Genomic DNA, 13,813 nt, shown 5'->3' on the forward strand with positions numbered 1-13,813 from the left:
GATCAGAACATCAGGCGGTAGGTGTTCCAGCCGGTGCCGATCTTCTTGCGCGGCTTGAACGCCGGGGAGGCGACGCCCGTGCCCGGGTACAGGTACAGCCCACCCGCGGAGTCGCGGGCGACCACATCGGTGACGCCGTCGAAGTCCACGTCACCGCTGGAGACGAAGGTGGGGAGGCTGTTCCAGCCGGTGCCGGCCTTGACGCGCGGGCCGAGCGGCTTCTGGTAGTTACCCGTGCCCGGGTACAGCCACAGGTTGCCCGAGTTGTCGCGGGCGAGGACGTCGTCCTTGCCGTCGCTGTTCAGGTCGCCCTTGCCGGTGATCTGGTTGAAGACCCCCCAGCCGGTGCCGACCTTGTAACGCGGGGCCAACTTGCCGTCGCTGTACGCGGTGTACAGGTACAGGTTGCCGGCACCGTCCCGCGCGAGCAGGTCGGACGGGGCCGCGCCACCGAGGTTGCCCGCGGACACGACCTTGTTGTATGCGCCCCAGCCGCCGCCGAGGGAGACGCCGTCCTCGCCCCACGGGGTGTAGTACAGCGTGCCGCCGGTGACGTCCCAGGCACCGTCGGTGTGACCGTCGGCGTCCATGTCGGCCATGGTGATGTGGGCCGTGTACTCCCAGCCGCTGCCGACGTACTCGCGGGGGCCGAAGCCGCCGGTGCCGTTCGGCAGGTAGGCGTACATGAAGCCGTCCCTGTCGACGCCGCGCAGCTCGCCGTCGGCGACGGCGGAAGCGCCCTGCGTGGCGAACGTGCTCGCGGAGGGAGCCGACTGCTTGGTGGCATCGGCGGACCGCGGCTGGTCGGCCGCCACCGCGGCCGAGGTGGTGGACACCAGAGCGGCGGTTATCGCCGCGACGGTGACACGGGACAGGATTCCCGTGCGGTTCAGGCCAGAAGTCTTGGCCACGTAGCTCTCCATCTGTGGTCGAAACGCGTGGTCCGCCGCACTCTTCGAGGGCGCGGCGGACCACTCATGCGCACTGATCTTTGCACAAGAAATTCACGAGCCAACTGGTTTGTGACACAGCTGTTTCGATGCGAGGGCTATGTCCGGTTTGTTATCGCAGGAGCTCCACCTCGGCCAACTGCCTCCCGTCGGCGGGGACCAGACGGTAGGACGTGTACGAGCCCGGCGCGGCGACCGTGAACACCCGGGTCTGGCGGTCCCAGGCGAAGTACTCGCCCTTCCGCCGGTCGACGTCCGTCCATGTCGTGCCGTCCGTCGAACCCTGGAGGACCCAGGAGGACGGCGCCGTGCTCCGGGCCGCCGACGTCAGGGTGTATTGCGCCGCAGTCGTCTTCGAGCCGACCGGCAGGTCGACCGGGGTCGCCGCGGAGAGCGCGGCCGACGTGGCGGAGGTGTCGTCGAAGAGAGCGCCGGCGCCGGTGATCACGTCCGTGCGCGGCGAGGGCACCTTGTCGTCACGCGTGATCGAGACCGGGCCCGCCTGCGCGCCCGTGCCCCAGGCCGAAGGCCTCGGACCCATCTCGAACTTCAGCGTGCCGCCCTTCGCGAGCAGGTCGTGCGGGAGCGCCGTGGAGTTCCAGCGCGCGCCGTTCACCTTCACGCCCTGCACGTAGAGGTTCCGCGCGCTGTTGCGCGGCGCCTCGACGACCAGCGTGCGGCCGTCGTCCGTGCGGACGGTCGCCTTGGTGAAGAGCGGCGAGCCGATCGCGTACTCCCCGCTGCCCATCACCAACGGGTAGAAGCCGAGCGCGGAGAAGAGGTACCAGGCGGACTGCTCGCCGTTGTCCTCGTCGCCGTGGTAGCCCTGCCCGATCTCGCTGCCGGTGTAGAGCCGGGAGAGGACCTCGCGGACCTTCTCCTGCGTCTTCCAGGGCTGCCCGGCCGCGTTGTACATGTACGGGACGTGGTGGGCGACCTGATTGGAGTGGCCGTACATGCCCATCCGGACGTCCCGCGCCTCGGTCATCTCGTGGATGACGCTGCCGTACGAGCCGACGAACTCCGGGCTCGCCGTCTCCGGGGTGGAGAAGTACGTGTCCAGCTTGTCCCCCAGGGCCGGGCGCCCGCCGTACAGGTTGGCGAGTCCGCGCGAGTCCTGCGGGGCGGTGAAGGCGTAGCCCCAGCCGTTGGTCTCCGTGTAGTCGTGGCCCCAGATCCTCGGGTCGTACCGCTCCGAGGGCACCCGCCAGTCGCCCTTGAGGTCACGGCCCTGGAAGAAGCCGGCCTTCGCGTCGAAGAGGGAGACGTACTTCTGAGCGCGGGAGAGGAAGTACGCGGCCTCCTCCTGGTACCGCTTCTTCCCCGTCTTCTCGTGCAGCGCCTCGGCCATCTTCGCGATGCCGTAGTCGTTGAGGTAGCCCTCCAGTGACCAGGACAGGCCCTCGTGGGTCTCGGTCGACGCGTAGCCGAGGAAGGGAGAGGTCTCCATGCCCTTGCGGCCCACGCCCCGGCTGGGCGGCACGACGGTCGCGTTCTTCAGCGCGGCCTCGTACGCCGCCTCCGCGTCGAAGTCGACGCCCTTGACGTAGGCGTCGGCGAACGCCACGTCGGAGGAGGTGCCGGTCATCAGGTCGGCGTAACCGGGGGAGGACCAGCGGGAGATCCAGCCGCCGTCCTTGTACTGCTGGACGAAACCGTCGACCAGCTCGCCCGCCTTCTTCGGGGTGAGGAAGGAGTACGCGGGCCACGTCGTCCGGTAGGTGTCCCAGAAGCCGTTGTTGACGTACACCTTCCCGTCGACGATCTTCGAGCCGGTACGGGTCGGGGTGTCGGCTCCGACAGGGGCGGAGAACGGGCTGGCGTACCGGTGCTCCGTCCCCACCTTCTCGAAACCGGAGTTCGGGTAGAGGTAGAGCCGGTAGAGGCTGGAGTAGAGGGTGACCAGCTGGTCGTGGCTCGCGCCCTCGACCTCCACCCGGCCGAGAACCGCGTCCCACGCGTCCTGCGCCCGCTCCTTCACCTGCTCGAAGCCGGTGCCCTCCGGGATCTCGTCGGCCAGGTTCGCCTTCGCCTGGTCGACGGAGATGAGGGAGGTCGCGATCCGCAGGGTGACCGTACGGTCCGCGCCCGCGTCGAAGCGGAGGTGGCCCTTGACGCCCTGCGCGCCGGAGGCGGTGACCGGCGCGTCGAAGACGCCGTACACGAACATCCGGCCGGCGCCGGTGGACAGACCGCTCTTGACGTCGGAGTAACCGGTGAAGGAGCCGCTCGCCGCGTCGAGGGTCAGCCCGCCCTCCTCCGTGACGTTGTCGAGGATCACGCTCGCGTCGTCACCCGGATAGGTGAAGCGCATCATCGCCGCGTGGTCGGTCGGCGTCATCTCGGCCTTCAGGCCGTTCTCGAAGGTGACGCCGTAGTGGTGCGGCCTGGCCGTCTCCTTCTCGTGGCGGAAGGCGAGGGCCCGCCGCAACCGGTCGGTCACCGGAGCGCCGGCCGCCGCCGAGGGCATCACCTGGAAGGTCTGCCGGTCGCCCATCCACGGGCTCGGCTCGTGGCTGGCGGCGAAGGCCTGCACGGTCGGCAGGTTGTCCGCGTTGTTGGCGCGCGCGTACTCGTACAGCCAGCTCTTGGACGCGGAGTTGGTCACCGGTGTCCAGAAGTTGAAGCCGTGCGGGACGGCGGTCGCGGGGAAGGTGTTGCCGCGTGAGAAGGAACCGCTGGAATTCGTGCCCCGGGTGGTGGAGGCGTAGTCGGAGAGCCGGTCGAGCCGCCGCTCGGGCGCCTTCGGCCGCAGGACGACGTCGTCGATCCATCCCTGGAACTTCGCCGGGCCCTTCGGGGAGTCGTACGCCACCAGGATCCGGTCCACGGTCTTCCCGGCCGCGACCGCGCCGATCCGCGCGCTGACCTGGTTCCACTGGTTGACGTAGAGGCGCTTGGCCGCGCCCTGGCCCTGCGGGGTGAGCGGCCCGCCGTGGGAGTCGGTGGCCCGCAGATCACTCAGATAGGTGCCGTCGGTGAAGGCGAGGTCCACCGACACGTTCGTGGCCGGGTAGTTCAGGTCCGTCTCGGGGAGGGAGGGGAAGACCCGGTAGGAGAGTTCGGTGTTCCGCACGACGGCCGTGTTCACGTCGAAGATCTTGTTGTACGAGTACGCCCGGCCGTCCGCCTTGTGCGTACCGGCGTAGCGCAGCGCCCGCTTGCCGGTGAAACCGGCGTTCGCCTTGGCGGTGGGGGAGCCTCCCGGGCCCCGGTCGACATGGCTGCGCATCTCCGCCGGTACGGGAGCGGAGGTGTCTCCGTTCGAGAACTGAACGTCCGCCAGTTGGGTGAGGCCGGCACCACCATTTCCGGTGATCTCCAGCCGGTAGTGGGCGTACGCCGTGTCGCCGGCGAAGTCGTACTGCTTCGTCTCGAAGCGCTTGGCGAAGCTCTGGCCCTCCCGGGTGTCGAGGACCTTCCACTCCTCGCCGTCCGCCGACCCCTTCAGCGTCCAGTCGCGCGGATCGCGCTCGGCGGCGTCGTTCGCCGAAGTCAGCGCGTACGTCACCACCTTGACCGGTTCGTCCAGATCGAACTCGAGCCAGGCGGTCGGCTCGAACACCAGCCACTTGGTGCCGGGCTGGAGGTCGACCAGGTTCTCCTTGGTCTCGCCGGCGCTCGCGTGCTCGCCGCTGGCGCGCACCTCCACCACCTTGTCGGTGACGTTGCCCGGGATCCCGCTGGAGAAGCCGCCGTCGACCCCCGACGCCCGCGCGGCGCCGTCCGCGCCGACCTCGACGGTGTTGCGCCAGGTCGGCTGGGTCTCGTCCGCCTCGAAGGAGGTGGCGAACTCGCGGTCCGGCTGCCCCGCACGGGCGGGTAGCGCGAGGGACGGGGAGGGCGTTCCCGTCACGATGAGAGCGGCGGCCGCGAGAAGGGCGGCCGCCGGTACGGCTGCGTGCGGTGTCCGTGGGGGTCTGGGTCCGGTGCGAAGTCGGGCCTGCATTCGGTGTCGTCACTCCCGCCGCTCGTCATTAGACAACGTTGTCAACTGAAACGCGCAGGGACCAGTAGGGGTCCAAGTGGCCCAAGCTGTCAAGGGTGTTCACGGCGGACAGGGAGAGAAACCCGCGACGAAGCGGGGGAGGAACCGGTGCAGATGCGGCGCGGATATCCCCGAGGTCTCAACTCGGGAAAGACTGCCGCCGAAACCGGCTTTCGATCTTGCCCCGTTGACGAGAAGTGGACTATACCTGTCGGCGCACGACCCAAGCTGCATTCGAATGCGGTGGCGGGGCCCTTCGCCTGAGGCGAGAGTACGGGCGACCGGTACACCGCCTGAGTCCTGAATGAAGGCGAGGACTTGAGCATGGGATCCACCTCCGCGCACACCCCCGAGGGCCTCGGCCGCCGTGATCTGATCAAGCGCTCCGCCGCTCTCGGTCTGATCTCGGTGCCGACGATGAGTTTCCTGTCGGCGTGCGCCAGCAGCGACAGCGGCGGCGGCGAAAAGGTCGAGAAGGGAACCAAGTCCGCGAAGAACCCACTCGGCGTCAACGAGTCGGCGCCGATGGACTTCGTCCTCTTCGACGGCGGTTTCGGCCAGCAGTACGCCAAGGACGCGGTGAAGGTCTACGAGACCACGTATCCGAAGGCCGAGGTCAAGTTCACCGCCACCCAGAAGATCACCACGGAGCTGCAGCCGCGGTTCAACGGCGGCAACCCGCCGGACCTGATCGACAACTCCGGCGCCGAACAGATGGACATGGGCGTCCTGGTGGGCAAGAAGCAGCTGGCCGACCTCACCCCGCTGCTCGACGCGGCCTCCATCGACGACCCGAACAAGAAGGTCCGCGACACGCTCCGCCCGGGCATCGTGGAGATGGGCCAGTTCGACGGCGACCCGGTCTGGATCCTCTACTACGCCTACACCATCTACGGCGTCTGGTACTCGCAGAAGCTGCTCGACTCGCTCGACGCGAAGTACCCCGAGACCTGGGACGAGATGCTGGCCGTCTGCGAGAAGGCCAAGAAGAAGGGCATCGCCGGCTGGACCTACGCCGGCAAGCACCCGTACTACGTCCCCTTCTCGCTCTACCCGATGATCGCCAAGGTCGGCGGCCGCGAGGTTCTGGACGCGATCGACAACCTGGAGCCGAAGGCCTGGGAGCACCCGGCCGTCAAGACCTGCTTCGAGGCGTACTACGAGCTCCAGCGCAAGGGCTACATCCTCAAGGGCACGCCCGGCCTCGACCACATCCAGTCGCAGACCGCCTGGACCGAGGGCAAGGCGCTCTTCATCCCGAACGGCTCATGGGTGGAGAACGAGGCCGCGAAGACCATGCCCGCGGACTTCAACCTCGCCGTCTCCGCGCCGACCGGCATCGACTCCTCCGACAAGATGCCTTTCGGCACCATCTGGGCCTCCGGCGGCGAGCCGTTCATCGTCCCGGCCAAGGCGAAGAACGTCGAGGGCGGCATGGAGCAGCTGCGCATCATGCTCAGCGAGGCCTCCTCGAAGAACTTCACCAAGTCCGTGAAGTCGCTGACCGCGTTCAATGGCGGCACCGACGGCATCGAGCTGACCCCGGGTCTGAAGTCGGGCGTCGCCGCGCTCGACAAGGCCGGTCAGAATGTCGTCAACCCGCGCCTGCAGGACTGGTACGTGGCGCTGCAGAAGGAGAAGATCGGTGTCGCCGGCATCGGCGAGATGATGGCCGGCCGGGCGACCCCGGCCGAGACGATCAAGAAGATCCAGAGGTTCGCCGACGAGGCGGCCCAGGATTCCTCCATCAAGCACTACAAGCACCAGTGAGCTGTGCCGGGGCCCCTTCCCGCCGACCGGGAGCGGGCCCCGGCCCCTCGCGTACGGCACACACGCCACGGCGCACCGCAGGCACGCCACGCACGGCGCCGGCGGCTTTTCCGCGGGAAGATCGGGGTCGGTAGGAATGCAACACGGCAAGTACCGTTTCATCGTGGGGTTCCTGGCGATCCCCCTGGCCATGTACGCGTTGTTCGTCGTATGGCCCTTCATCCAGTCCATCTATTACTCGTTCACGGACTGGAGCGGTCTCAGCCCCGATTTCCAGATGGTCGGGTTCGACAACTACAGCCGCATGCTGGGCGACGACGTCTTCTGGAAATCGCTGCAGCACAGCCTGACCTTCGCCGTCGTGCTGCCGCTGGTGACCGTGGGACTGGCGCTGTTCTTCGCGTTCATGCTCAATGTCGGCGGTCGGCGCCGCAGGGGAGCGGCCGTCGCCGGTGTGCGCGGCTCCGCCTTCTACAAGATCGTGTACTTCTTCCCGCAGGTGCTGTCCATCGCGATCGTGGCGCTGCTCTTCCAGTTCGCCTACAACCCCAACAGCGGCGCCATCAACTCCGTACTCAAGGGAGTCGGCCTCGGCAGCGTCCAGCCGGACTGGCTGGGTGACCCGAATCTGGCCCTCATCTGTGTGATGGTCGTCCTCGTCTGGTCCACGGTCGGATTCTTCGTGGTCCTCTTCTCGGCGGGCATGGCGTCCATCCCCAAGGACTTCTACGAGGCGGCGCTGCTCGACGGCGCGAACCGGATCACCACCTTCTTCAAGATCACCCTGCCGCTGCTCTGGGACACCGTGCAATCCGGCTGGATCTACATGGGCATCCTGGCGCTGGGCGCGGAGTCCTTCGCCGTCGTCCAGATCATGACGGTGGGCCCCAACGGCGGCGGGCCGGACTACTCCACCATCGTCATGCCGCTGTACGTCTACCAGAAGGCCTTCCGGGACGGTCAGGCCGCCTACGCGACCACGATCGGTGTCGCGTTGCTCGTCGTCACGCTGGCCTTCGCGGCGGTCGTGATGCGGTTCGGCCGACGCGAGCGGCTGGAGTACTGATGCTGTGTCTTCCCGGGGGACCACCCCCGGACCCCCGGCAGAAAAGCAGCTCGGTCGCGGTGGCCGGCACGACAGCACGAGGTGACCTCCGGTGAAAGCCATTGACACCCCTCCCGCCGGCTCGGCACTGCCAGGGCCGCCGGAGCCCGGCGACGTGATGGTGACGAAGGCCGCGCCCTCCGCTCCCCGTAAGGAGAGCAAGGCCGAGGGCGTGACCCTCAACGTCTTCTCGCACGGCATCCTGATCCTCTGGGCGATCATGGTGATCATGCCGCTGCTCTGGGCGGTCATGACCTCCTTCAAGACCGACCGGGCGATCTTCACCTCGCCGTGGGCGCTGCCGGACAAGCTGCACTTCGAGAACTGGTCGCGCGCCTGGACCGAGGCGCACATGAGCGACTACTTCCTCAACACCGTGCTGGTGGTGGGCGGTTCGCTCGTCGGCACGCTGCTCTTCGGCTCGATGGCGGCCTACGTCCTCGCCCGCTTCGACTTCCCGGGCAACCGCTTCATCTACTTCCTCTTCATCGGCGGGATGAGCTTCCCGATCATCCTCGCCCTCGTGCCGCTCTTCTACGTGCTCCAGAACATGGCCCTGCTCAACACGCTGCACGGGCTGATCCTGGTCTACATCGCGTACTCGCTGCCGTTCACCGTCTTCTTCCTGACGGCCTTCTTCCGCACCCTCCCGACCTCGGTGGCGGAAGCGGCCTTCATGGACGGCGCCTCGCACACCCGTACCTTCTTCCAGGTGATGCTGCCGATGGCCAAGCCCGGCCTGATCAGCGTCGGGATCTTCAACTTCCTGGGGCAGTGGAACCAGTACCTGCTGCCCACCGTGCTGAACACGGAGCAGGAGAAGAAGGTGCTCTCCCAGGGCCTGGTCCAGCTCGCTGTGAGCCAGGGCTACAAGGGGGACTGGTCGGGACTCTTCGCCGGCCTCGTCATGGCGATGCTCCCGGTGCTGGCCGCGTACATCATCTTCCAGCGGCAGGTGGTGGCCGGCCTGACGGCCGGCGCGGTCAAGTAGCACACGGTCACCGAACCGACTCCGCAGACAGGCCCCGGCGGGAGGATCCGCCGGGGTCTCTCGCATGCCCGGCCGCCGGGCTCATCCGAGCCCGGCCCCGCTCAAGGTCTTGACGGGGAACACCCCGAAAGAGTCAGCTTAGAGTTCACAAGTTGGAGAACCGCAGGCGGGAGTGGATGAGTCGATGGAGACTCCGGGGTCGCAGACGTCTCTGCACAGGGCCAATCTGGAGCGGGTCGTACGCGCCGTGCGCATGGCCGGCTCGCTCACCCAGGCGGAGATCGCCCGTGCGACGGGCCTGTCGGCCGCCACGGTGTCCAACATCGTGCGGGAACTGAAGGACGGCGGAACGGTCGAGGTCACGCCGACCTCCGCGGGCGGCCGCCGGGCCCGCAGCGTCTCGCTCTCCGGGGACGCCGGCATCGTGATCGGCGTCGACTTCGGCCACACCCACCTGCGGATCGCCGTCGGCAACCTCGCCCACCAGGTCCTCGCGGAGGAGTCCGAGCCGCTGGACGTCGACGCCTCCGCCGCGGAGGGCTTCGACCGGGCGGAACAGCTGGTCAAACGGCTGATCGCGGCCACCGGCATCGGCCAGGACAAGGTCATCGGGGTCGGCCTCGGCGTGCCGGGACCGATCGACGTCTCCTCGGGCACGCTGGGCTCCACCTCGATCCTGCCGGGCTGGAGCGGCATCAACCCCGCCGACGAGCTCTCCGGACGCCTCGGCGTCCCCGTGTACGTCGACAACGACGCCAACCTCGGCGCGCTCGGGGAGCTCGTCTGGGGCAGCGGGCGCGGGGTCAAGGACCTGGCGTACATCAAGGTCGCCAGCGGTGTGGGCGCGGGTCTCGTCATCGACGGGCGTGTCTACCGCGGCCCCGGCGGCACCGCCGGCGAGATCGGCCACATCACGCTCGACGAGTCCGGCCCCGTCTGCCGTTGCGGCAACCGCGGCTGCCTGGAGACCTTCGCCGCGGCCCGCTACGTCCTGCCGCTGCTCCAGCCCGGCCACGGCGCCGATCTGACCATGGAGCGGGTCGTTCAGCTGGCCCGCGAGGGCGACCCCGGCTGCCGCCGGGTGGTCGCCGACGTCGGCCGGCACATCGGCAGCGGTATCGCCAACCTCTGCAACCTGCTCAACCCCAGCCGTGTGGTCCTCGGCGGCGACCTCGCCGAGGCCGGTGAGCTGGTGCTCGCGCCGATCCGCGACTCGGTCTCGCGGTACGCCATCCCCAGCGCCGCCCGGCAGCTGTCGCTGGCCCCCGGGGCGCTCGGCGGACGGGCCGAAGTGCTCGGGGCGCTGGCCCTCGTTCTGAGCGAGATGGGCGATTCGACCCTGTTGGAGAGCGCCCTCCCGGGGCCCTCGCCCGCCTCCGCTCGCGCCACGACTCCTGCCTTCACTTAGATAACGGATGGCACCGTTGTCATCTCGTTAAGGATTTACTCCTTGACGTCGGGGGTGCGGCCGAGTTGACTTCCAGCCACCTCGGCCGCAATGTCGCGGCCTCGTCAGGGAGGCAACCCCAACATGAACGCAGTGACGCGTCGCATCGTCATAGGCACGGCCGCGGTTTCGATGGCCCTCTCCGTGGCCGCCTGTGGCAAGGCGGGCGACAGCGACTCGGGTAGCGGGAACGGCGGAGACGGCAAGACCATCGGTCTGCTGCTTCCGGAGAACAAGACCACGCGTTACGAGACCTTCGACCGCCCGATCATCGAGGCGAAGATCAAGGCCCTCTGCTCGGACTGCGAGGTCAAGTACAACAACGCCGCGCAGGACACCGAGACGCAGAAGAAGCAGTTCGACGCGCTGGTCACGCAGGGCGTGAAGGTCATCATCCTGGACTCGGTCGACTACAAGGCCACCAAGTCCTGGGTCCAGCAGGCCGAGAAGAAGGGCGTCAAGGTCGTCGCGTACGACCGCCTGGCCGAGGGCCCGATCTCCGCCTACGTCAGCTACGACAACGAGAAGATCGGCCGCCTGCAGGGTGAGGGCCTCGTCAAGGCCCTCGGCGACAAGGCCAAGGACGCCAACGTTGTCATGATCAACGGCTCGCCGACCGACCCCAACGCCCCGCTGTTCAAGAAGGGCGCGCACAGTGTCCTCGACACGCAGGTGAAGAAGGTCGTCTACGAGCAGGACATCCCGGACTGGTCCCCGGACGAGGCCAACAAGAAGATGGGCGCCGCCATCGACTCCCTGGGCAAGGACGGCTTCCAGGGCGTCTACTCGGCCAACGACGGCATGGCCGGCGGCATCATCACCGCCCTGTCCAAGCAGGGCATCAAGGTCCCGGTCGGCGGCCAGGACGCCGAGCTCGCGGGCCTGCAGCGCATCCTGAAGGGCGACCAGGCCTTCACGATCTACAAGCAGATCAAGCCGGAGGCCGAGACCACCGCCGAGATCGCGGTCCGCCTGCTCAAGGGCGAGAAGATCGACGACCTGGTCCCCACCAAGGTCACCAGCCTGACCGGCGAGTTCAAGGACATCCCGGCCAAGCTGTACGACGCGCAGGTCGTGACCAAGGAGAACATCGGCTCCACGATCATCGCCGACGGTGTCTACGAGGCCGCGGCCCTCTGCGCGGGCGAGTACAAGGCCGCGTGCGACGCGGCGGGCATCAAGTAGCCCCCGCTGCCGGTAGAGCCCTTCGGATCCCACCGACCCCCTCCGAACGGCCCCGGTCCGGTCCGGCGCACCCGCCCCGTTCAACGCCCCGCAAGCGGGGGCGGGGCGCCGGACTTTCCTCACAGCTCCTCTGTGCTCCCCCCTGTACCACCATCCCCGCCGGTCAGGCGGCGAAGGAGATGATTCACGTGTCCGCTACGCCCGTGCTGGCGTTGCGCGGAGTCTCCAAGCGGTTCGGCGCCGTCCAGGTGCTCACCGACGTAGAACTGGAGATCCACGCCGGTGAGGTCGTCGCCCTGGTCGGCGACAACGGCGCCGGCAAGTCGACCCTCGTCAAGACGATCTCGGGTGTCCACCCGATCGACGAGGGCACCATCGAGTGGGACGGCCGCCCCGTCCAGATCACCAAGCCGCACGACGCCCAGAACCTCGGAGTCGCCACCGTCTACCAGGACTTGGCGCTCTGCGACAACCTCGACGTCGTCGCCAACCTCTTCCTCGGCAGCGAGCTGCGCTCCGCGTCCGTCCTCGACGAGATCGCGATGGAGAAGCGCGCCAAGGAGCTCCTGGACACGCTGTCCATCCGCATTCCTTCGGTCCGCATCCCGGTCGCGGCCCTCTCCGGCGGACAGCGTCAGGTCGTTGCCATCGCCCGTGCCCTGATCGGCGACCCCAAGATCGTCATCCTGGACGAGCCGACCGCCGCCCTCGGCGTCGAGCAGACCGCACAGGTGCTCGACCTGGTGGAGCGGCTGCGCGAGCGCGGCCACGGAGTCATCCTCATCAGCCACAACATGGCCGATGTGCGCGCCGTCGCGGACCGCGTCGCGGTCCTGCGCCTGGGCCGCAACAACGGCGACTTCAAGGTCGCCGACACCAGCCACGAGACGATCATCGCCGCCATCACGGGTGCCACGGACAACGCCGTGACCCGTCGGCAGGCCCGTACGGCCTCGGCAGCGGCCACGAAGGAGGACGCGAAGTGAGCGACCTCGCCAAGACCCCCGAGCCCGCGACGGCCCAGACCTCCAAGGTCACGACGGGCCCCGAGAGCACGCCGGCCCCGGCCGCCTCCGCCGCGCCCGTCCCCGCCGTCGACCCGCGCCTGCTGGTCCGCGAGGAGGGCCTCAAGGGCTACTGGACCGAGTTCACCCGCAAGATCCGCGGCGGCGAGCTCGGCTCCCTCCCCGTCGTCCTGGGCCTGATCGTGATCGCGATCGTCTTCCAGGTCCAGAACGGCAACTTCCTCTCCGCGAGCTCCGTCGCCAACATCGCGGTCTACTCCTCCGGCCTCGGCATCATGGCCGTCGGCATCGTCTTCGTCCTCATCCTGGGCGAGATCGACCTGTCGATGGGCTCCGTCGCCGGCGTCGGAGCCGCCGTCTGGGCGGTGCTCAACGTCACCAACGGCGTGAGCGACCTGCTGTCCGTCGTGCTCGCCGTGGTCTCCGGCCTCCTCATCGGCCTGCTGCACGGCTTCTTCTTCGCCAAGATCGGCGTCCCGGCCTTCGTGGTCACCCTCGCCGGCTTCCTCGGCTGGAGCGGCCTGCAGATCTGGCTGATGGGCAAGGAGGGCTCGATCAACGCCCCCTCCGGCTCGATCGTGGAGAACCTCACGGCGTACTACTTCGAGGACAAGGCCGCCGCGTACGGCCTCGCCCTCGTCGCGGTCCTCGCCTACGCGGGCTCGCTGCTCCTGGACGCCAAGCGCCGCAAGGCCGCGGCCCTGCCGTCCCGCCCCGTCAGCGAGATCGTGCTGCGCACGGCCGTCGTCGCGATCCTCTGCTTCGTCGTCGCCTACGTCCTGAACGAGCCCGAGGGCGCCCGCGGCCTGCCGCTCGCCCTGGTCCTCTTCCTGGCCGTCCTCGTGATCGCCGACTTCGTCGCGCGCCGCACCCTCTTCGGCCGCAAGGTCTTCGCCGTCGGCGGCAACGCCGAGGCGGCCCGCCGCGCCGGCATCAACGTCGACCGCATCCGGATCCTGGTCTTCGGCGTCTCCGGCATGCTCGCCGCCTTCGGCGGCCTCTTCGTGGCCAGCCTCTCCGGCGGCGCCACCAAGAGCCTCGGCAGCGGCAACACGCTGATGCTCGTCATCGCGGCGGCCGTCATCGGCGGCACCAGCCTCTTCGGCGGCCGCGGCAAGGTCTGGTCGGCGCTCCTCGGCATGATCGTCATCCAGTCGATCCAGCAGGGCCTGAACATGATCGGCATGGCCAACGAGATCCAGTACATGATCACCGGCGCGGTGCTGCTCGCCGCCGTCGTGATCGACTCGATCTCGCGGCGCACCCAGAAGACCGCGGGTCGCGCGTAACCCGCACCACAGTGCCCGGCGCCGGAGAACCGGCGCCGGGCACTGCTGCGTCTGGCCCTGTGA

General features: G+C 68.4%; 9 protein-coding genes. 7 read left to right on the forward strand and 2 right to left on the reverse strand.

Translation table 11 applies throughout. The features are described from left to right. Positions 1-2: 2 nt before the first annotated feature. Together IE136_RS23855 and IE136_RS23860 are read right to left on the reverse strand one after the other, a co-directional pair. Entirely contained in the window at positions 3-911 is a 909-nt protein-coding gene (locus tag IE136_RS23855) for an FG-GAP-like repeat-containing protein (protein WP_189601359.1), read from the reverse strand. Positions 912-1,062: 151 nt separating this feature from the next. Next, positions 1,063-4,899 (reverse strand): GH92 family glycosyl hydrolase, encoded by a 3,837-nt coding sequence (locus tag IE136_RS23860; protein WP_189601360.1) that lies wholly within the window; start codon positions 4,897-4,899, stop codon positions 1,063-1,065. A 363-nt stretch (positions 4,900-5,262) separates the two neighbouring features. Between IE136_RS23860 and ngcE the strand changes: the two genes are divergently transcribed. The 7 genes from ngcE (at position 5,263) to IE136_RS23895 (ending at position 13,750) form a co-directional block, all read left to right on the forward strand. Further along, on the forward strand, positions 5,263-6,708 hold the full coding sequence (gene ngcE, locus IE136_RS23865) for an N-acetylglucosamine/diacetylchitobiose ABC transporter substrate-binding protein (RefSeq protein ID WP_189601361.1): 1,446 nt from the start codon (positions 5,263-5,265) through the stop codon (positions 6,706-6,708). A gap of 136 nt (positions 6,709-6,844) precedes the next feature. Next, positions 6,845-7,774: a carbohydrate ABC transporter permease gene (locus IE136_RS23870; RefSeq protein WP_189601362.1), complete on the forward strand. Its 930-nt coding sequence runs from the start codon at positions 6,845-6,847 to the stop codon at positions 7,772-7,774. A 91-nt stretch (positions 7,775-7,865) separates the two neighbouring features. After that, positions 7,866-8,804 carry a carbohydrate ABC transporter permease gene (locus IE136_RS23875; RefSeq protein ID WP_158991499.1) on the forward strand — a complete coding sequence of 313 codons (939 nt, stop codon included), beginning with the start codon at positions 7,866-7,868 and terminating at the stop codon, positions 8,802-8,804. A gap of 184 nt (positions 8,805-8,988) precedes the next feature. Beyond that, entirely contained in the window at positions 8,989-10,212 is a 1,224-nt protein-coding gene (locus tag IE136_RS23880; RefSeq protein WP_158991501.1) for an ROK family transcriptional regulator, read from the forward strand. A 123-nt stretch (positions 10,213-10,335) separates the two neighbouring features. Then, positions 10,336-11,436 carry a substrate-binding domain-containing protein gene (locus IE136_RS23885; protein WP_229819092.1) on the forward strand — a complete coding sequence of 367 codons (1,101 nt, stop codon included), beginning with the start codon at positions 10,336-10,338 and terminating at the stop codon, positions 11,434-11,436. Positions 11,437-11,615: 179 nt separating this feature from the next. Continuing rightward, positions 11,616-12,422, forward strand: a complete 807-nt coding sequence (locus IE136_RS23890) for an ATP-binding cassette domain-containing protein (RefSeq protein ID WP_158991503.1) — start codon at positions 11,616-11,618, stop codon at positions 12,420-12,422. Then, a complete protein-coding gene (locus tag IE136_RS23895; RefSeq protein ID WP_158991506.1) occupies positions 12,419-13,750 on the forward strand; it encodes a sugar ABC transporter permease in 1,332 nt (443 codons plus the stop codon). Before IE136_RS23890 ends, IE136_RS23895 begins: the two co-directional genes overlap by 4 nt. The last annotated feature ends 63 nt before the right edge of the window (positions 13,751-13,813 follow it).

The sequence above is a fragment of the Streptomyces lateritius genome, from assembly GCF_014649715.1.
Taxonomy (GTDB): Bacteria; Actinomycetota; Actinomycetes; order Streptomycetales; family Streptomycetaceae; genus Streptomyces; species Streptomyces lateritius.